The sequence below is a fragment of the Verrucomicrobium sp. BvORR034 genome, assembly GCF_000739635.1.
GTDB lineage: Bacteria > Verrucomicrobiota > Verrucomicrobiia > Verrucomicrobiales > Verrucomicrobiaceae > Verrucomicrobium.
Window position 1 is genome coordinate 125951 of record NZ_BATQ01000085.1, and the last position, 19773, is coordinate 145723.

Consider the following 19773-nt stretch of genomic DNA (forward strand, 5'->3'; position numbering starts at 1 on the left):
TGCGATGAAACTCAAGCCTGCACTCGGAGTCGTCCTGGTTTTTCTTGTTGGGTAGCTGGGGGGAGTTGCGTGAGAACGGTGTCACCGGCACCATCAGGACGGCAGTGTCGAGGAACTCCAACCCCCGGAGCTGAACGGAGGGCGTAGTCCGGCTGTCCCCAGCCGGTGTGGGAGCGAAGGGGGGTGATGATCAACTACAGAGGAGCGTTGTTGCCGTCTGCCACGTCAGGGGTGGGCGCTCCCCGCGCGAACATCCCCAACTAGCTCCCCAACTAGCATTTGCAACTCCGCGGAAATTGTGCAGATTCATAGTGTAAACAATATCGGCTGCTGGATCACATCAGTGGCCGCCCTGCATGCCATCAGCCTCTGATTCCTTCCCCCGCACCCCGCCAGTCGGGACGCCGAGTTTTGTCATCGATCCCGAAGAGAAAGGCCGGAATTGGATCGAGTTTGTTATTCTCATGGTTTTCTGGCTCGTCTGGACGGGTGCCACGGTGTTTATCACGATGTTCGTCTTGGCGGGAGGACCATGGTTTATCTGGCTGTGGGTCGTCCTTTTTAGTGTGGCGGGCTACGGTATGACGCTTCATCTTTGGCGCAGCGTTTGGCCACAGGAAATCTTTGCCACGCCCGAAGGCATCTGGCTGCGAGGTGGATCCGTCTCCCGCACCCGCTTCAAGTTCCTGCCTGCGCACGAGCTGGATCACCTGCGCCTTGGAACGGATTGGAATCGCGATGATCAGATTCCTGGCTTGTGCTTCGTGCTGCATCGGCGGCGTCGGTCCCGCGTGGTGCCACGCGATGTACCCGTCTGTCCGTTCATCCGAACCGACGATCTCAGGGATCTGATGCCTGATCTTCTTGCCTATCTTTGGGGGCAGGGGCTCCTCCTTCCGGGGGTGTTCTACTCTCCCAAGGGGCTCTATGAAGGGGCAGTCATGCCAGAGGACTGGCTTGGTCAGCCCGAGGTTTCGGATGGGGGCCTCGAGGAGCTGTATTCTGTTGACGCAGCCGTTCAGCTTAAGGGCACGCCCGCGCTGACCGCGTAAAGGCGGAACGGGCGCACCTCCAACGATCATCTCCGACCCCTGATCGTACTTGTGCTAAGCCTCCAATTCCGCTTCAACTCCCACCCCGTTTTGCATCTCTTCTAATGCGCAAATCGACCATCATGCGTGCGCATTTTGCGAAGGTGGGCGGTTCCTGTTCATGTGGGTAAAAATAGCGGGTGTTTTTTGATCATGATCAACGGCGTGGTGGGTTGATGGATCTTGCGTAAGGTGCTCTTTATCAGCTGGATAAGAGAATGATTGCGCCCATGGCACGGGCTTTGCCCTTACTGCGATTTACTCCAATTTTTCGACTATTTTCAAAGAGATTTCCCTTCTGAAAGTTAAGCCAGTATGGACGCATCTTCCTCTTCCCAAATACCTTCCACAGGAACCGGTCCTACTCCTCAAATCAGGGTGCAGTCTCTGACTGGCACAATGGGAGCCAGTCAGGCGGAAACGACTGCGCCAACGAATCTGGGCGCAGCCCAAACTTCCTTCACCCCCGTACCCATCCAGAAGGTGCAGGTGCAACACGTTCCCGGGCCGGTTTTGCCTCCGCCGGGTTACCCATCCCAACATAAAAAGCCAAACCTCTTGGTGACCTATTGGCGCAAGGTGGGTGGGGGATCGCTGGCACTCAGCCTGCTTATCCATGTCGGGATCCTGGTGATCGCCTACTTCATGGTGCAGACTATTGTGCAGGAGAAAATGGTGGATTTCCTACCCGGTGGTGGCAGCAAGGCGGGTCAGGATGCTTCAGCCTCCCTCAATACGCAGGTGCAAAAGAAGAAGCAGTCCGCGCTGAACAAGTCCATGCTGGTGAAGCGGGTGGTCACCCAGTCCAACATGGCGGCGATTTCCCTGCCGGATGCCCCGATGGACAGCCTGGACATGCCACAATCGAGCAGCCTTATGGGCGGCGGGATGAGCGGCGGCGGTTTTGGCGGCATGGGTTCGGGCGGTGGCTCGGGCAATGGCATCGGCATGGGCAGCGTGAAAGGTTTCACGGGCATGACGTTCTTTGGCCGTACGGGGCAGAGCGATGGTCTGCCGGGTGCCTTCTATGACATGAAGCAGGATCGCGACCGGAAGCCGCTGCCGTATTCTGGCTCCTTCCCCGAGTACGCTGCCAACATCAACAAGGCGGCCGACAAGCGTTTCTCGCCCACATCGCTAAAGGACTATTACAAAGCCAATCAGCAGGTGAGCTTCACTTACCTCCTCGTACCGGCCAACCTTCCCGCAGCGGAAGGTCCGAAGTGCTTCAATGCTGAAAAGGAGGTGGAACCCCGCGGGTGGTTCGTGCATTACAATGGAATGGTCACACCGCCCAAGGCGGGCCAGTGGCGCTTCGTCGGGTTCTTCGACGATCTGCTCATCGTGTACATCAACAACAAGCCGGTACTGGACGGCTCCTGGGTACCGATGGCGGGCGAGGGCAAGGACCGCGACCCGGACATCCGCCAGGAGTTCAAAGGGCCGTCTATTTCCGGGAACCGGACCGCCTACTTTGGCAAGTGGGTGAAGATGAACGAGCCCTTCAAACTCGATATCGTGGTCGGGGAGACTCCAGGGGGGCTGGTGGGCGGTCTGCTCATGGTGCAGAACAAGGATGAGAAATACGAGGTCCGTGCCGATGGCACGCCGATCCTGCCGATTTTTACCACGACCAATCTGGAAATGGCCGACCTCACGCGGCTGCAGAATGACCCTTTTGCGAAGCGCGTGCAGATGGCGGCGAATCCTCCTGTGTTCGGCGTCCGCCGCTCGGCCCTGAGCGATGAGAATCCCCGTGGTCTGGGCCTGCTCCCCATGCGCTGATCAAGTATTTCGGCAATGGTTGTGGTCGCCCAGAGAAATGTGTCAGGTGGAACAGCACTGGATGTGCTGATCCGTCTGGCTGGCGACAACTCTTGTAAGGAACCTTGTCCTTACAATATGAGCACAGAACCGACTGCCGCCGCGCTTGACGCCGCCGTGCCGCCCGTGAGCGGAAATCCTGCCCCTGCGGGCCATCCGATGGTGGTGCATGTGGCTCCCCAGGCACCGCAAGGGGTCGCTCCGCCTGTGGCTTCCAAAGAACCGAACGCCGTGGTGAAGTACTGGCGCAAGGTGGGCGGCGGATCCCTGGCGCTGAGTCTGCTGATCCACGTGGGCATCCTCGTAGGGGCCTATTTCCTGGTGGAGACAATTGTCCTGGAGAACAAGGTGGACTTCCTGTCTGGCGGCGGCAGCAAGGCGGGTCAGGAGGCTTCCCAGTCACTTGCGCAACAGGTGCAGCAGAAGAAGCGCACCAACATCAGCAAGATGCTGCCCATGCGCAAGGTCGTGAGCACCAGTGCGAACGCTGCCATCGCTCTGCCAGACATGCCTTCGGACAATCTGGAGATGCCGGAGATGAGCAGCATGATGGGCGGCGGCATGAGCGGCAGCGCCGGATTTGGCAGCCAGGGAGCAGGTGGTGGCTTTGGTACGGGCATCGGTACCGGTGGCATGAAGGGTGTCACTTTCTTCGGCATGACCACGCCGCTGGATCGCGTGGTCTTCGTGCTGGATTTCTCCGCCTCCATGAAGAAGAACCAGGTGGAGCTGGTGGTGAATGAAATGGGCAAGACCCTGAAGATGCTGCCCATGCGCTCGCAGTATCAGGTGATCCTCTTCGCGGGCGGTGCCCGGTTTGCGGACCGCAACTGGAAGGTGGAGCAGCCGAGCACGTTCGAGCGCATCATGGTGCATCGAGGCAAGCAGAAGTACCGCTTCTTTTCTCCCACCAAGTCACACACGGACTACGCCTTTGACGGTTCCGACAACGAGTTGCCCAAGGATGACTGGCTGACCTCGAACCCCGTGAATGTGGGGCGGACGATGGAGGAGCTCGACAAAAAGGAAACCTGGGGCGGCACCGACTGGCGCTGGGCCTTCAAAACGGCGCTGAACATGAGCCCGCCGCCGAAGGTCGTATACTTCATGACGGACGGATTGGGCGGCTCCAACGTGGAGCTCATCCTGGACTACAACAAGAAGAAGGCCAAGGCCACGCTCAACACCTTCCTCATGCATACCAGTGCGGGCGCACCGCTCATGAAAGAGATCGCTGACAAAACCGGAGGCCGGTTCACCATCGTGAAGAACGACGGTGCTACCATCCCCGGAGACATGTACTTTGGCAACAAGGCCAAGTACGACAAGGAGCTGAAGGAATAGCGATCCTCCTTCGGCTTTGACTATTTCATCGCACCATGGACTCACAGAACTCACCCTCGCCAGCCTCCCGGCCCGTCAAGATTCAAAGCCTTTCTGGAACCGCCTCCGGCCTCGTCCCGGAATCAGCCGAGCCCTCGGCGCCGGTCCAGTCTGCCGCGCCGGCCGCCGCGCCAGTGCCGCAAGCTCCGCAGCAGGTGGTGGTGACCGCTCCGGCGGGCCCAGTTCTTTTCCATGGTGCCAGTCACATCGCCCCCACCAAGCAGCCCAACGTGGTCGTTCGCTACTGGCGCAAGGTCGGTGGCGGCTCATTGGCGCTGAGTCTGCTCATCCACGTAGGCATCCTGGTGGGTGCCTACTTCATGGTGCAGACCATCGTGCAGGAGAGCAAGGTGGACTTCCTCCCCGGCGGCGGCAGCAAGGCGGGCCAGGAAGCCTCCAACGCCCTGAGTCAGCAGGTGCAGCAGAAGAAGCGCACCACGATGAACAAGTCCATACCGGTCCGGCGGATTGTTGCCCAGGACGCCCATGCGGCCATCTCGCTGCCGGACGCCCCGGCGGACAGTCTCTCCTTGCCAGACACCAGCAGCCTCATGGGGGGCATGGCAGGCAGTGGTGGCTTCGGCAAGAGCGGGGCCGGCGGCGGCTTCGGCACCGGGCAGGGGATCGGTGGCGTGAGTGGGTTCGCGCCTGTCACCTTCTTCGGCAAGCGGGGTGGAGACGGCCTGGCGGGCACGCTTTACGATCTGAAACAGGATGGGGATCGCAAGCCGATCGACTACAACCCGAACAACTACGCGGCCATCGTCGCCAAGGCGGCTGAGAAGAAGTTCGCTCCTGCGGCAATGAAGGAGTACTACCACGCGAGCCAGCAGATGAGCTTCACCTTCCTTACTGTGCCCTACATGGCAGCCGAGGAAGGGCCCAAGGCCTTCAACGTGGAAAAAGAAGTTCAGCCCCGCGGCTGGTATGTGCACTACACCGGGGTGATCAATCCACCAACCAATGGCGAGTGGCGCTTCGTCGGGAACTTTGACGACGCCCTGGTGGTCTACATCAACAACAAGTGTGTGTTCGACGGTTCGTGGTTAAACATCGGCAATCACGGCGTGCAGACTCCTGATCCCGAGATCAAGCAAGCCTTCGGTGGCCCTCCTGTTTTGACCGGCACCCAGCATTGCTATGCCGGAAAATGGGTGCGCTTCACCGGACCCGCCAAGATTGACATTGTGGTGGGTGAACGCCCCGGTGGCCGCGTGGGCGGTCTGCTGCTCGTGCAGAGCAAGAAGGGCAAGTATCGCGAGCGCCCGGATGGCAGCCCCATCCTGCCGGTCTTCACCACCACCAAGCCGGATGTGGGCGACATTGAGCGCATGAAGCAGTTCATCAACACCAAGCCCGAGTTTGAGTTGGAACTGGAGAACATCCCAGTGTTTGAGGTAAAGAAGTCCATGATGGACGAGTCACCACTGGACCGCATGCGCGCAGGCGCGGCCCGGTAGTCCGGTGAATCAGTAATTCGGTAGGACAGTAATTCAGTGGAACGGTGATGGCATCATCTTGTGGATGGTTGTCATCACTGCCTGCCACGCCCGGGGGGGGAGCGTGCTGAGCCGTCCCGCATGCGAGACGGGATTTCAACCCTGCTGGCGGAGCGGAGGACGTAGTCCGGCTGTCCCCAGCCGGGTTGGGAGCGGTAGGCCCATCGGGTGGCGTTGTCGTCGATGTTCGGCCAGCGAGAGACACTGCCGCTGGCCTACTGATTTACTGACTACCGAATTTCCGAACTACTGAGCCATCGGACTCAGACTCAGTGTCCCGACGTGAACTTCAGCCCGACCATGCCCACCACGATGAGCATCGCGAACAAACAACGCGCCAAGGTCAGCGGTTCGTGGAAAAGCACGATGCCCGCGATGATGGCCCCCACGGCGCCAATGCCCGTCCAGATCGCGTAGGCGGTGCCTAGGGGCAAGGTGCGGACTGCATTGCCCAACAGGGCAAAACTGATGATCAAGGCCGCGCCAGTCCAAAGTGAGGGGCCAAGCTTGGTGAAGCCCTGGCTGTATTTCAGGCCAATGGTCCAGGCAACTTCAAAGATGCCGGCCAACAGAAGGATGATCCATGCCATAAGAGGTACGAGGTGTGTTGCAAGTGCTTTTCCAGGCCGTCCTGGAGGTGGGATTTGCTACACGAGGTCGTCCTCATGAGAACCCGGTGGTACCGAGTATTAACCAATACGGGGAAGGGGCGGGAATAGATGCATAGGGGCTGCATTTTATTTTCTGCGTTCTGCCGCCGGGGGACTTCGGGACGTATCCACACACATCCTCAAACTGGCATCGCTCTGTCTCCCCACCTATGTCCGAAACGCAAGACCCTCATTCGCTGGATCTCGACGCCTACTTCGCCCGCATCGGCTACATCGGCCCGCGTGAGGCCAGCTTACCTACCCTGAATCAGATTGTCCTGGGCCATGCCCAAGCCATCCCGTTTGAGAATCTGGACGTGATCTCAGGCCGCGGCGTCTCCCTGGACCTGGCTTCCGTGCAGCAAAAGCTCGTTCAGTCACGGCGGGGAGGTTATTGCTTTGAGCAGAACGGGCTTTTGTTGCAGGTCTTGCTCGCCATGGGGTTTGAAGCCCAGCCCATCAGCGCCCGGGTGCGCATTGGCCGGACCCGCGACATGACCCCGCCCCGCACGCACTTGCTTGTGCGCGTGGAGATCGAAGGCGACTCATGGCTGGCCGATGTCGGGGTGGGTGGCTTGAGTGCCACCACGGCCCTCCGGCTGGAACTCGATGTTCCGCAAAGAACACCACACGAGACGCGACGGATCATCCACGAAAACGGCGTGTATTATCATCAGGCGCTGTTGGGGGATGACTGGACGGATGTCTCCGAGTTCACTCTGGAAGTCATGCCACCGATTGATCGCGAAGTGGCCAATTGGTACACCAGTATGCACCCTCAGTCGCATTTCCGGGATCGCTTGATGGTGGCACGGGCGGCATCCGAGGGGCGACGAATGACGATGCTGAACACCGAGTTCTCCGTGCGCGATGCAGAGGGGAAGGCGGTGAAGCGGGAAGTTCAGACGAAAGCAGAACTCCTTGCGGTGTTGGAGGAGTCGTTCGGCTTGAGGCTCGATCCCGAGGTGCGGTTCAATGTGCCGGCGTTGGCGGGGTTGGCGTAGGCATGGTGGGATTGGAGGCATTTTGCAAGTGGCGACGCCGTGGGATACGCGTCCTGACTGCTAAAAAAGCGGAACTCCAACCCTGCGATTGGGAGCGGAGGGAGAAAACGCGGTCGCGCGTCTCCCGAACGCCATACCTTGCTAGAACTTCAAGCCCTCCTCCAAACACACCGCATTCTTCCTGCGCAAGGCTGCATTTTCCGCGACAAAGCTCAGCATGCCTTTGAGAGCAGGGTTCGTGTTTTCCGGATTCCATACCACTGACACCGGCAGTGACAGTTGCCTGATGGGCACAAACTTGGTTTCGGGAAACACGCACTGTTGGGTGCCCAGAATGGTCAGCGACACCCCTTTGCCGATGGCCACCAGCACGGGGCAGCTCTCCCAGTCGCTTTTCACATACACCTTGGGCTTGATGCCGCTTTGGCGGAAAAGCAGATGGACCGTGTCGTGAAAGCGATCATTGTCCCTGCGGGGATGAAGAATGATCGTCTCGTCTCCAAGTTCCGACAACTCGACCTGTTTCCTGCGCGCAAACGAGTGCTGCTTGGGCAGGAGCACGCCCAGAGCCTCGTCATGCACGGTATCGGCAGCCAGCCCTTCTTCCTCCACCGTTCCTTCCACGAACCCGACGTCGAACTGCCCCTGCCGGAGTCCGGCAAAGAGGCGCGGCCTGGACTCCTGGTGAAGCTGGAGGGTCACTTTCGGGAAGCGCTCCTGAAAGGCTCCAATGATCTTCGGCAGGCTGGCCAGGAAGACGGTGGTGGAGAAGGCCACGGAGAGTGCACCACCCTTGATGCGGCTGATGGCTCGTACTTCGTGCTCCAATTTTTCCGCTCGCGCGATGATTTCGCGTCCCTCCTTGAGCAGGAAGACACCGGTACCAGTGAGCTTCACCTGGCGCGTGGTCCGCTCAAAAAGCTTGGCACCCAGGTCGTCCTCCAGTCCGGCAATGAGCCGGGTGAGGGGAGGCTGCGTCATGCCGAGGATCTCGGCGCTGCGCCGGAAGTTGAGCTCTTCGGCCACCACCACAAAGGCTTTGAGCTTGGAGAGGTCCATGACTTATTGATGCCGTTTAGGTATCAAAAAGTCAAGCCCATTGGCAATTCTCTCCGTCGCAGCCGCTGGTAAGCTGGGATCATCAGCCCACCTTCCTCTCCGCCCATGCCAGCCCTGAATCGACGCCAAGCCCTCAAAGCCACAGTGCTCGGCACCGGGGTGCTTTTCAGAAGTCCGCTTGCAACTGCGACCGCGAAGGGGGCTCAACCCCATCTCATGATGAAATACGACCACGATGTCTTGATCGTTGGCGGCGGTCCTGCGGGACTGAGCGCCGGCATGACCCTGGGCCGCATGCTGCGGACTGCCTTGATTTGTGATGATCAACGACCCAGAAACGCGCCCTCAGCACACCTGAACAACTTCCCCACCCGTGACGGCATTCACCCCGCGGAGTGGAGGAAGGAGGCCCGCAGAAATCTAGAGAAGTATTCCACGATCCAATTTGCCGATGCCAGGGTGCTGTCAATCGAGCGGGCGGGTGAGGGATGCTTCATCGCGGAGCTTTCCACAGGTGACCGCAAAACGTTTCGGAGGGTGATCCTGGCCGATGGCTTGCAGGATCGGCTTCCTGGTGCCCCCGGCTTCAAGGAACTGTGGGGAAAGTCGGTGTTTCACTGCCCGTTCTGCCACGGTTATGAAGCCAAGGGACTCGCACTGGGAACGGTGGCCAATGGGGCAATGGCGGCGCATGCACTGCCAATGCACTTTGGTCTGACCCAAGATCTGATGCTCTTCACCAACGGCAAGGCGGATCTGCCCGCGGAGCTGCGGGAAGCCATGGTTCGCCGCAAGGTTGAGCGCGTGGAAACGCCCATCCGGGCTTTGTTGCATGAGGGAGAGAATCTGAAAGGCGTGGCGCTGGAGGATGGTCGCATCATCAAGCGCGATGCGCTCTTCGCGGCGCCCGTGCCTCCGTTCGAGACCAAGTCCACTTTGGGTGAGAAGCTGGGTTGCGAGAAGACCGAGTTAGGTTTGTTCAAAGTGAACGAGATGAACGAGACCAACGTGAAAGGCGTGTTCGCAGCCGGTGACAACATGATCCGTCAGCATTCCGTTCTCCATGCCAGTGGTCACGGCGTCACTGCCGGGGCCGGGATCGTGTCTGATCTGCTGCACGGGGAGTTTATGTGGTAGTAACAAGGTGCACGCCTTGAGCTGACACACGGTGAGAAGCGTCGTTTCCTATGGCTTGATTGCATTCGTGGCTGCGTTCGTGAGAACGCGGTCAGTGGCGTGGCTTGGGCGTGTGGTGGACGATGGAATGGACAGGGTTGTTTGGCCCCTTCCGCATTCTCACGAATGCAGCTGCAATCGACCGCTCCACTGGCTACTCCCATGGAGCGTGAACTCAAGTCTTGCGTCTTGTGTCCGCCGCGAAGCGGCCTACAATTGACTCTCAATTGGCAGCAGCGCGACGGTGCGGATAAACAGGCGCTTGCTCCAGGTGGTGGCGGGTTCATCGAGATAACGCACCTCCTTGCCGTCCTCCTGGGTGATCCACACGAGCCGGTTGCCTTCCAGTTGCAGCTTGTACGAATCCGTCTTGAGATGCTCATCAATCGCCTGGGCCATGCGGGTGCCCAGTTCCTGATTTTCAAACACCATTCCGAGCTCGGTGTTGAGGTTGAGCGAACGGGGGTCGAAGTTGAGCGAGCCAATGAAGGCGCGATGACGGTCGGCCACGAAGGTTTTGGCGTGAAGGCTGGCACCGGAGGAGCCCCTCAGGCCGGCGCGACGAGCACCGGCAGGTGAGCGGGAGATGAGGGAGGCGTTGGGCTTGGCCTCATGCAGCTCCACGCCCATGCGTAACAACGGCTTGCGATACTTTGCATACCCACAGTGCACCCACGGGACCTCCGTGGAGGAGAGGGAGTTGGTAAACACGACCACCCGGATGCCCCGCTCTCGCAGCCTTTTGATGTAGTTCATGCCGTCCTTGCCGGGAATGAAGTAGGCGGAGACAATGAAAAGTTCCTTGTGCGTCTTGTCCGCGAGGGGGATGAGCTGGGGCATCAGATGCGGTGTGCTGGGGCCGGCCCAGACGTCGGCTTTTTCCGGCGGATCGCAATACACCCGCGCCTGGCCCCACAGCAGGCGGGCCGGGGTGCGGGGCCAGTCGCGGAAGGGGTTTTCCATGAGAGCGCGGTAGTATGCAGTACCTTTCATCTGGGCTTCATGGCTGGCGAGTTGTTTCCTCAACAGCGGCAGGTCGTCAGAAGTCGGGCTGGTCCACGTGAGAAGGGAGGCTGGGGCGGCCGCCGGACTGTTCCAATAGAGATTGTAGGAGTGGGTCACCTCTGGCACAGGCGGGCCCACCACCAGTACGTCCAGGTCATCGTGGTCCATGTCCTGACGCGCTTCAAAGTACTCGTCGCCCACATTGCGTCCGCCGATGATGGTCAGCTGGCCGTCCACAGTGAGGGATTTGTTATGCATGCGCCGGTTCACCCGATGAAACTCCAGCAGAAAGCCCAGCTTGGGCAGCTGGCGTAGGGAGAGGGGATTGAAGACTCGCACCTCAATATTGGGGTGCGAGTCAAGGGTGCGGAGATATGAATCGGCAGGCTTGATCCCAACGTCATCCAGCAGCAGACGCACCTTCACGCCGCGATCTGCGGCCGCAAGCAGGCGGCTTTCCAATAGCTGGCCTGCCGTGTCCGACTTCCAGATGTAGTACTGGATGTCAATACTGGTACGAGCACGATCGATGAGCGCGAGGCGCAGGCCTAGTGCATTCACGCCGCTGCGGAGGGCGTAGAAGCCTGCCTCACCGGGATGCTGTTTCACCTGGCTCTTCACATGCTGGGTCAGGGGACTGTCGCCCTTCACGTTCCGCTGCGTCGCGGTAGGCTCCACCGGCACGGCCCTGGACAAGCTGCTCGCCGGGAGTACGGCGGTGCGACAGGCCGTCACCTGGCAGAGCGCCAGGAGACACAGACTGACCGAAAGAAGGGGAAAGGCTGGCGGACGGGCCATAGGAGTCGAGGGGGGAAAGTGGGTCAGGTGACGGTTTTGACAAGGAGTATCCCTCTGGTTGCGGACCATACAGCCTCCGGTGCAGGTTCTAGTGGGGCTCCACGAGGGTTCGCTGCGCTCACTCCCCCCGCCAAATCCGTAAACAAAGCAACCGTGAGTGAAAACGTGCCTGCCGAAGCCAAGGAAACCCGCAAAGCGCCCCGCCCGCGCTGGCGGGTCTGGCTTAAGCGGGTGGTGCTAACCATTACGGCTCTTGTACTGGTGCTGGTAATCTTTCACCGTCCCCTCCTGAGATGGGGGGTGGACTGGGGCGCGCATCACTTTGCGGAGAAGGCGGGATACAAGTTGGACTGGCAGTTTGGTGGCTCGGTCATCTCTGGTTTTGAGCTGGGCAAAGTCCGCGTGGTTGGCCCGGCGGACGGCGTGCTGCAGTCCATCGAACTGAACACGGCAGGCGCGGAGTACAGTCTCATTAAGCTGCTCCGGCAGGGCGTGGGTCGATTCGTCAATCGCTTCGAGCTCACAGACGCGGTGGTGGTGCTGGATCTGCGCAACCTGAAGCCCCGGTTGGAGACCACGCCGCCAGCGAAGAAGCAGGGCCTGCCCGATGTCTGGCTGGACGACCTGGCCCTCCGCAACGTGACAGTACGAGCCCTCACCAAGGACGGGGAGATTTTGCTGAAAAACCTCACCCTCGTGCTCAAGCAGGGGCAAAGCGGGGAACTGCGGATCGAGGAACTGATCGTACCCCAGAAGAGCCTGCATCTCGAGCAGGTGCGAGGCATCACCACTCTGCAGGATCGCTGGATCCGTTTGCAGGACTTGCAGGTGATGCCGGACCTCTCCATCCAGAAACTGGCGGTGAACCTCGCGCAACTGCGGGCAGGGGATCTGCCTCTGGAGTTGGATATCTCCTCAGGTGCCAGCCGCCTGCAGACGAAGGGCAGCCTGAAAGGAGTGGGTCAGGAGAAGCTCTCTTTGGATCTAGATCTGACTATAGATCAACTGGCCGATACGGAGTTGCGCCGATGGGTGCCTCTTCCGGCGGGGATGACCTGGCAGGTGGATCGGCTGGCCGGGCATATCTCCGGTCCTCCCGGAGAGCCCCAGTCTCTGACGGCAGACCTGGCGCTGCACGCCACCTCCTTCATCACCGGGCAGAAGGGCTTCAAGGTGGACGATCTCAACACGCGACTCACCATGAAGTCGGGTCGGCTGGAGGTTCATGATGCCGTCATCAAGTCAGGGCAGAACAACGCCAAACTCACGGGGCAGGCCGATCTGCCGCCGTCTTGGCGACAGACCGCGCGCAGTCCTGCCACGGTGAAGTTTGAGCTGGATGCGCCCGCGCTGGAGGAGCTCATACCCGGGCGCCCGATGTTGAAGGGAGGCGTCAAAGGCGGCGGTACAGTCTCCGTGAAAGATGCCTTGCTGGCCGGGGCGGATCTCAAGCTGGGCAGCAGGGATCTCACGATCTCGCAATACTCCTTTAGCGATTTCCAAGTCAATGTCTCCACCGATGCGAAGGTGGTCACGGTTCATGAAATTCGCGCAAATCTGAATGAGCAGACGAGCGCGGTCGTGGCCGGACAGGTGAATCTGGAGGGTCGTCAACAGGCAGCGCTGAAGGTGACACTACGGGGCGAAGACTTGAACAGCCTGTCTGATCTCAAACAGTGGCTGAACATCTATCCGCCGGCCTCCGGGGTTCTGGACGGATCGGCGGATGTCCGTTTTGACGTCGCTGATCTGCGGGAGAAGAACTTCCGCCAGATTCAGGCCACGGGCACGGTAGGGCTCACGGACCTGAAGTGGAACCAAGGCTCTCTGGAGAAGGGGGCGGTGAACTTTGAGTTCAAGGAAAATAAGGTGCTGATCCGTGCACTGGATCTCGCTTTCGACACCCAGAATACCCTGAATCTCACCGCGGACCTGAGCCTGGACGAGCCTCGGCCATTGAACGTCGCCTGGAAGGCGGAATTCGCTCAGATCTCTGCGCTCACAAGCTGGATCCAGACGGAGTCGGTGGATACGCTGCCTCCGCCGCAGGCCGGGGTGCTGGTGACCGAAGGGCGGGCCAGTGCCAATCTCGCAGATCTGAAAGCGCGCGACCACAGTCGGCTGGCAGCCACTGCGATGCTGAATTTAAAGGAGGTGCAGTGGCTCAATGCCGCGTTGGCAGACGCCAGTGTGGACCTGGAGGTGCAGCAGGGGAAGGTCTCGGCGAAGAAGCTGGATATTCAGTTCGATGAAAAAAACAAGGTGCACGGCGTGGCCTCCATGGAGCTGGCCCAACCGAATGCATTCACCGCCGATCTGAAAGGAGGGCTCACGGACCTGCCCGGTGTCTCCGGCTGGCTGGAGTTGTTCAAAGGACCCGCCATCAACAGCGGGGCAGTGGCTCTTGATTGGTCGGGTTCCGGGAAATTGAAGCCTCTGGAGGTGAAGGGCAACGGCGTGGTGCGCGTCAAGGACTTCGCCCTGGCGGGCAATCCCAATCACTACGATCTGGACCTGGAGACGCGGCATGAGGGACGTACGGCAGAGCTCACCCGTCTCTCTGCCCAGTTTGGGAAGTTCCGGCTGGAAGCGGCGGGATCGGTCTCAGACACCGATCTGAAGCTCACCGAACTCTCTGTGAAGTCCGGATCCCTTGCCCTGGTCTCAGGCCGGGTATCAGTGCCGCTGGCTCTCGGGGCCAGCCCGCGCCCCAAGATCCCGGTGGACCGCGCCCGGCCCGTGGACGTGGCTCTGGAGATGAAGGGTCTGCGGTTCGAGGAGCTTTTTGCCGCACTGGGCAGGAAGTCGCCGCCCATCAGCGGGACCGTGGCGGGGAAAGTGGAACTAAAGGGGCTGCTGGCCGATCTCACGGGGGATGTGGATGTCAAAGTGAACGGTTTGGCGTCTGCAGCGGTGAAGGGCAAGCTGGAGCCCGCCAGCGTGCGACTCCTGGGCAAGCTGGTGCCGGGCAGACTGACGGTGGAGGCTGAGGCGGTGCAACGGCCGCTGAAGCCCATGGTGATCAATGCCTCCCTTCCGGTGGAGCTGGAGAAGGTGCTGGCCGAGCCCTCCATCCTGCAGGACGCTCCCTTGCAGGCCGAGTTGAGCCTGCCGGAGTCTGACCTGGGGTTTGTGGCCAGCCTGGTGCCCACGGTGGAGCGTGTGCAGGGCACGGTGGTGGCGGACGTGAAGCTGGAGGGGCCCCTGCGGAGGCCCAGTTGGCGGGGCAGGCTGCGCCTGAACGTGCCCTCGGCCGAGCTCGCCAAGGGCCAGATGAGCGTGCGGGATGTGCGGGCCAATCTCTCCTTTGTGGAAAAGAAGATCACCATCGAGGACGCCTCAGCGATCCTCGCCGGGGGCGAGATCCGTGCTTCGGGAGGTGTGAATGTAGAGGATTTGGCCAAGCCGGACATCAATGTGAATGTGATGGCGCGGCAGGCGCTCATTCTGCGGGATGATACGATGAGCCTGCGTGCCGATGGCAACCTGGCGATCCGGGGCCCGCTGGATGGGGCCTCTGTCTCCGGCCGGGTGGAACTGGTGCGTGGACGTGTCTTCAAGGAGATCGAGTTCCTGCCCTTGTCCCTGCCCGATCAGTTGCCGCCCCCTCCGCCGCCCGTGAAACGCAGCACGGGCAAACCGGCCGCACCTCCGCCGTTCGATAAATGGAAGCTGGACGTGAAGGTGGTGACTCGTGACCCCGTTCGTCTGCTGGGCAATGTGCTCAACGGTGCCGTGGTGGTGGACCTTCATGTGGGCGGAACGGGGGGCAGCCCGGAAGTGACAGGCCGCTCCACACTGGACAATGCAAGGGTGCAGCTCCCCTTCAGCCGGTTGAACATCACGCGGGGGAACATCCTCTTCACCAAAGATCGCCCGCTCGATCCAGAGCTGGATCTGCAAGGGGATTCGGTCGTGGGGAACTATGTGGTCACGCTCTTTGCCTACGGCCCTGCCTTGAAGCCCAAGGTGAGGTTTACCTCGAACCCGCCCTTGTCAGAGGGGGAGATCGCGACACTGCTGGCCACCGGTTCCACGGCCGGAGACCTCACTTCGTCCGAGGGCGTGGCAGCCAATCGGGCGGCCTTTCTTCTGCTGAGCCAGACGTATCGCAAGCTTTTCCGCAAAGCGGCACCTCGCCGGATCGATGAAGAACCTCCCAAGCTGAGCTTCAGTTTCTCCCCCATTAGCACGGGCAACACGCAGCGCGCTGTGACGGCCACGTATGAGATCAACCCCCGGCTGCAAGCCATCGGCGAGGTGAGCGAGCGGGGGACCTTCCGCGGGCTGCTGCACTACCTGGTGAGGTTTAGGTAGTCGGGGCGAGCGGGGGATGAGATTTAACCAAAGAGACACAGAGACACAGAGAACTGGGTATAAAGATTTGATCAGGATAAGATGAAATTACTCCATCCATGTCTGCTGGTACTGGTGATGGCTTTGGCCATGGCCGGGCTGGCGCATGGGCAGGCGTTTGTGATCGAGACACAGGGGCTGCGCGTGGAGCTGACAGGCGTGGGCAAGGGGGCGGCGGATGATGTGAAGGCGGTGGTGCAGGAGCAGATCCAGCTCACGGAGGACAAGGAAATGAGTGCGCCGCTGGCGGATGATCTGGCGTTTTTTGTCCGGCAGCGCTATCTGGATCTGGGCTATCCGGATGCGGTGGTGAACTGGGAGATCCAGGGCGGGGCCGCCCTGCTGGCGGTGACAGAGGGGGACGTCTTCAAGGTGGGGGCCATCCAGTACGAGGGAAACACCAGCCAGGAGGAGGCCCAGCTCACGCGGTACCTGCTGCGCCCCACGCACGACAAGCTGGGCGGCAGCAGTGACAGTCCAGTTTTTGTGGAGGCAGACGTCAAGGCGGGGGCCCAGTTGGTGCAGCGCTATTTCCAGGCCCAGGGGTATCTGGAGGCTGTGGCGGCGGAGCCGGTGTTCGACTACAACAAGGCCACCATGCAGGTGGGGGTTCTGGTGAAGATCACCGAGGGGCGGAAGTATCTCTTTGGCAGCGTACAGGTCACTGGTGATCTGCTGGGGCGGGAAAAGGAGTTGCAAGAGGCCGTGTCAGAACTGGCGGGGCAACCCTTCAGCGAGGTGAAGGTGGAGACCGCCCGCGCGAAGATCGCTGGCATCTATCAGATGCGCGGCCACTTCGCTGCCACGGTGAATGCAGTGGCCAATCCGGCGGCCAATGCCTCCGGAACCGTGCCGGTGTTGTACCAGATCCAGGCTGGCCCGGTCTATGAGATCAGCGCGGTGGAGATCGATCCCAAGTTCTCTGCCGGAGCGCAGCGGCTCATCAAGGCCAGCTTCAAGCCCGCCGTGGGCACCACATACTCGCCTTCTGAGCTGGAGATCATGAACCGCCGTCTGCTGGATACCGGAGTGTTTGCCCGGATGGAACTGGAGCCCGTGGCCCAACCCGGAGGCACCCTCGTCCTGCAGGTGAAAGGGGAGGAGGGCATGCGTACCACGGTGGGGTTCTACGGGGGCTATGAGACCTTCCAGGGACCCATCATCGGCGCCGAGGTGCGACAGGTGAACTTCATGGACAGTGGGAACACCGCCAGCGCAAAGGCGGAGTACACCGGCCGGGGTATCAACGGTTCACTGAAACTGCTGGATCCTGCGCTCTTTGGCTCCCGCTACAGTCTTGCTGCCGAGGTGGGGGCGGAGACCTTCTCCATCTTTGATTACGACCGACAGTCCTATTTTGGCAAGCTGGCCCTGGAGCGTCGCTGGAACAAGCATATCACCGCCAGCCTCTTTGGGCAGGTCTCCGCGAACAGCACCGAGTCAACGGAGCTGACTCCTGAGGAACTCGGGCCGGACGAGTACAACCTGGGCGCCGTCGGCATGGCGCTGGTGTTTGACTACAGGAACAGCCCGGTGGTGCCCACGGATGGATGGATGGCCAGTGCGGGCGTCACCGCGTCCGGCGGGGACGTGCAATTTCTCAAGAGCGAAATCTCCCTGGCAGTGTATCAGCCGCTCACCAAGAAGCTGCGCGTCGCGGCCGCGGCCCGGGCCCGTGCGGTGCAGATCAGCGGGGGTGTGGACGAGTTGCCCATCGACCTGCGTCTTTTCAATGGCGGTGCCACCTCAGTCCGCAGCTTCGCGGAGCGCGAGATGGGACCCAAGTCCAAGTCGGGCACGCCTCTGGGCGGCACAGCCACCCATGTCTTCAGCGTGGAGCTGTCCTATGAGATCCGGCCCAATCTGGAACTGGCCCTCTTTGGCGATGCAGGTACGGTCAGCAGGGAGGAGGACAACGTCTTCGCCTCGCCGTCCGATCTGCGCTACGCCATTGGTCTGGGCATTCGGTACAAGCTGCCCATCGGCCCGCTTCGGGTGGACTACGGTTTCAATCCGGACCGCAGGGAGGGGGAGGACCTTGGAGCGTTGCACATCACGTTCGGGTTTGCATTTTGACGGAAATTCGGGGTTTGGGCTGTCACAGCGCGGGCATCATCCACAAGCATTGGTTGAATGATGCGCGAAAACGGCTTTTCTCAGTGCCCTGCCGATGCTGTCTCTCCATCTCCGTTCCCATTTTCCACCGAGCACATGTTAAGCTGGCTGCGCCGATTTTCTGTCTACGGGGATATCTGGATGCGGTACCTGCATTGGGGAGCCCGGCACTGCCCCTGGTTCATGGAGCCGGTCTTCATGGCGGGATTCACCTTCATCTTCTGGGCGCTGTGCGGGACGGCGCGGAATGCGGTGGCTCGGAATCTGACGTTCGTCCTGCCTGGAACCTCCTTGCTGGGCAACCAGTTTAGGGCGTTTCGCGTGTTCTGGAATTTCGCTTGGACCATGACGGATCTGGCCCACGTGAGAAACGGGGATGACATCATCACCTGGGAGGTCTCTGGCATGCCTGACCTGCTCAAGCTGCAGGCCAAGGAGGACGGGGCCGTGCTGCTGACCGCCCACATGGGCAGCTACGATGTCGCGGCCCCGATGTTCGCCAATCGGTTCAAGTGCCCCATCCACATGGTGCGTGCTCCGGAGCGCATGCGGGAGAGTCAGGAATTCCAGAAAAACAAGAGAGAGCGGCAGGAGTCAGAAGACTTCGTCGTGCACTACAATGAGCCAGGCAGCATGCTCGGCGTAGAACTGGCCCGGGCCATAGGGGAGGGGGGGATCGTCGCCATTCAGGGCGACCGCGTTCTCTTCGATGTCTCGCCCATGCGTTTGGACTTCAAGCCCGGCGTGGAGTGGAACATTCCCCGCGGTCCGTTCATTCTTGCCACTGTGGCCCGCACCACCATCCATCCCATTTTTATCATCCGCATGGGGTATCGCCGCTACCGGGTGCATGCAGAGTCCTCCTTTGGTGTGGCGACCGCGGGCCTGGACAGAAACGAATCTCAGATGAAGGCCGCGAGCCAGTGGAACCAGGTGCTGCGCTCCGTGATCGAGCAGTACTGGTACCAGTGGTTTGTCTTTGAAGATGTGTTTGCATCCCACCCGGATGCAGCGAAAACTCCAACCGCTCCTCCCGCAGTATGAGCCACGATCCTGCCATCGACACGGTCATTCCCGCCAGCGTGCGTCGCCCGGAGAAGGAAGTGTATGGGTTTGCCGCCGGAGTTTCGCTGTGGACCTTCCTGGTGATCGAGCACTATTTCTCCCTGTGGGCAGGGGACAGCACCTTGCGGTTTGCTCTGACGTTCCTGTTCGTTCCCGTGGTGTGTTTCTTCGTGCTGGTCATCATCACCCAAGTGGCCTTATGTCTGGCCGTTCTACCCAGTCGGTGGTTGAAGTTGGCTCGTGACCAGTATGAGCGCTTCGTGTGTGTGCTGCTGCTGAGTTTCTTTGGCATCGCCTCCCTCGTGTTGCTGGGCGATCTGGAACCGACTGCGCATTTCCTGGGCTGGCTCTGGTGGGCGGGGCTCGCGTTCTGCCTGCTGATCCACGCCTTCGGCAAGTCCATGGCTGAGGAGCCAGATGTGGGCCTGCAATTGAAGCCGGAGAATTGAGCCCGGCCCGCTTCGCGGGAGATAGAAGACTGGAAGACGAAAGACAGAAGACCTGAAGGGCTTGTTTGAATGGCAACCCGTTTGAGCTGGGTGGGCCACGAACCGCCTCCGCAGCACTCAGTGTGGCCGCGTTTGTAAAAACGCGGTCCGGCCACAAGTCACCCAGGACGGTCGATTCCCGCCGCGAGGCCGCGCCACCCACCGCACGCTCACGAGTGCAGCTACGAGCTGGCGTGGCACACGCCACGAACCGCCTCCGCAGCGCTCAGTGTGGCTGCGTTTGTGAAAACGCGGTCCGG

General features: G+C 60.6%; 13 protein-coding genes. 10 read left to right on the forward strand and 3 right to left on the reverse strand.

Going from position 1 to position 19773, the window contains the following annotated elements; translation table 11 throughout:
• The first annotated feature begins 356 nt into the window (after positions 1-356).
• From BV034_RS15005 to BV034_RS15020, 4 genes are all read left to right on the forward strand, one after another.
• A complete protein-coding gene (locus tag BV034_RS15005) occupies positions 357-1052 on the forward strand; it encodes a hypothetical protein (RefSeq protein WP_050027813.1) in 696 nt (231 codons plus the stop codon).
• A 600-nt stretch (positions 1053-1652) separates the two neighbouring features.
• Positions 1653-2876 (forward strand): hypothetical protein, encoded by a 1224-nt coding sequence (locus BV034_RS15010; protein WP_265593031.1) that lies wholly within the window; start codon positions 1653-1655, stop codon positions 2874-2876.
• Between the two features lie 117 nt (positions 2877-2993).
• Entirely contained in the window at positions 2994-4259 is a 1266-nt protein-coding gene (locus tag BV034_RS15015; protein ID WP_265593028.1) for a vWA domain-containing protein, read from the forward strand.
• Between the two features lie 35 nt (positions 4260-4294).
• On the forward strand, positions 4295-5758 hold the full coding sequence (locus BV034_RS15020) for a hypothetical protein (protein ID WP_050027816.1): 1464 nt from the start codon (positions 4295-4297) through the stop codon (positions 5756-5758).
• Positions 5759-6066: 308 nt separating this feature from the next.
• Here BV034_RS15020 and BV034_RS15025 read toward each other — a convergent pair whose 3' ends face one another.
• Positions 6067-6387 carry a multidrug efflux SMR transporter gene (locus BV034_RS15025; RefSeq protein ID WP_050027817.1) on the reverse strand — a complete coding sequence of 107 codons (321 nt, stop codon included), beginning with the start codon at positions 6385-6387 and terminating at the stop codon, positions 6067-6069.
• 230 nt (positions 6388-6617) lie between these two features.
• Here BV034_RS15025 and BV034_RS15030 point away from each other — a divergent pair, with 230 nt between their 5' ends.
• The gene (locus tag BV034_RS15030; RefSeq protein ID WP_050027818.1) at positions 6618-7451 is read left to right on the forward strand and encodes an arylamine N-acetyltransferase; all 834 of its coding nucleotides are present in this window, start codon (positions 6618-6620) and stop codon (positions 7449-7451) included.
• A gap of 141 nt (positions 7452-7592) precedes the next feature.
• Here BV034_RS15030 and BV034_RS15035 read toward each other — a convergent pair whose 3' ends face one another.
• Entirely contained in the window at positions 7593-8510 is a 918-nt protein-coding gene (locus tag BV034_RS15035) for a LysR family transcriptional regulator (RefSeq protein WP_050027819.1), read from the reverse strand.
• Positions 8511-8726: 216 nt separating this feature from the next.
• Here BV034_RS15035 and BV034_RS15040 point away from each other — a divergent pair, with 216 nt between their 5' ends.
• Positions 8727-9647, forward strand: a complete 921-nt coding sequence (locus BV034_RS15040) for an NAD(P)/FAD-dependent oxidoreductase (RefSeq protein WP_265593029.1) — start codon at positions 8727-8729, stop codon at positions 9645-9647.
• Positions 9648-9896: 249 nt separating this feature from the next.
• Here BV034_RS15040 and BV034_RS15045 read toward each other — a convergent pair whose 3' ends face one another.
• Entirely contained in the window at positions 9897-11489 is a 1593-nt protein-coding gene (locus BV034_RS15045; protein ID WP_050027820.1) for a phospholipase D family protein, read from the reverse strand.
• A gap of 153 nt (positions 11490-11642) precedes the next feature.
• Here BV034_RS15045 and BV034_RS15050 point away from each other — a divergent pair, with 153 nt between their 5' ends.
• The 4 genes from BV034_RS15050 (at position 11643) to BV034_RS15065 (ending at position 19474) form a co-directional block, all read left to right on the forward strand.
• Positions 11643-15806, forward strand: a complete 4164-nt coding sequence (locus BV034_RS15050) for a translocation/assembly module TamB domain-containing protein (RefSeq protein WP_050027821.1) — start codon at positions 11643-11645, stop codon at positions 15804-15806.
• Positions 15807-15887: 81 nt separating this feature from the next.
• Entirely contained in the window at positions 15888-17921 is a 2034-nt protein-coding gene (locus BV034_RS15055) for a BamA/TamA family outer membrane protein (protein WP_050027822.1), read from the forward strand.
• A gap of 135 nt (positions 17922-18056) precedes the next feature.
• A complete protein-coding gene (locus BV034_RS15060; protein ID WP_265593030.1) occupies positions 18057-19004 on the forward strand; it encodes a hypothetical protein in 948 nt (315 codons plus the stop codon).
• Positions 19001-19474: a hypothetical protein gene (locus BV034_RS15065; RefSeq protein WP_050027824.1), complete on the forward strand. Its 474-nt coding sequence runs from the start codon at positions 19001-19003 to the stop codon at positions 19472-19474. Before BV034_RS15060 ends, BV034_RS15065 begins: the two co-directional genes overlap by 4 nt.
• The last annotated feature ends 299 nt before the right edge of the window (positions 19475-19773 follow it).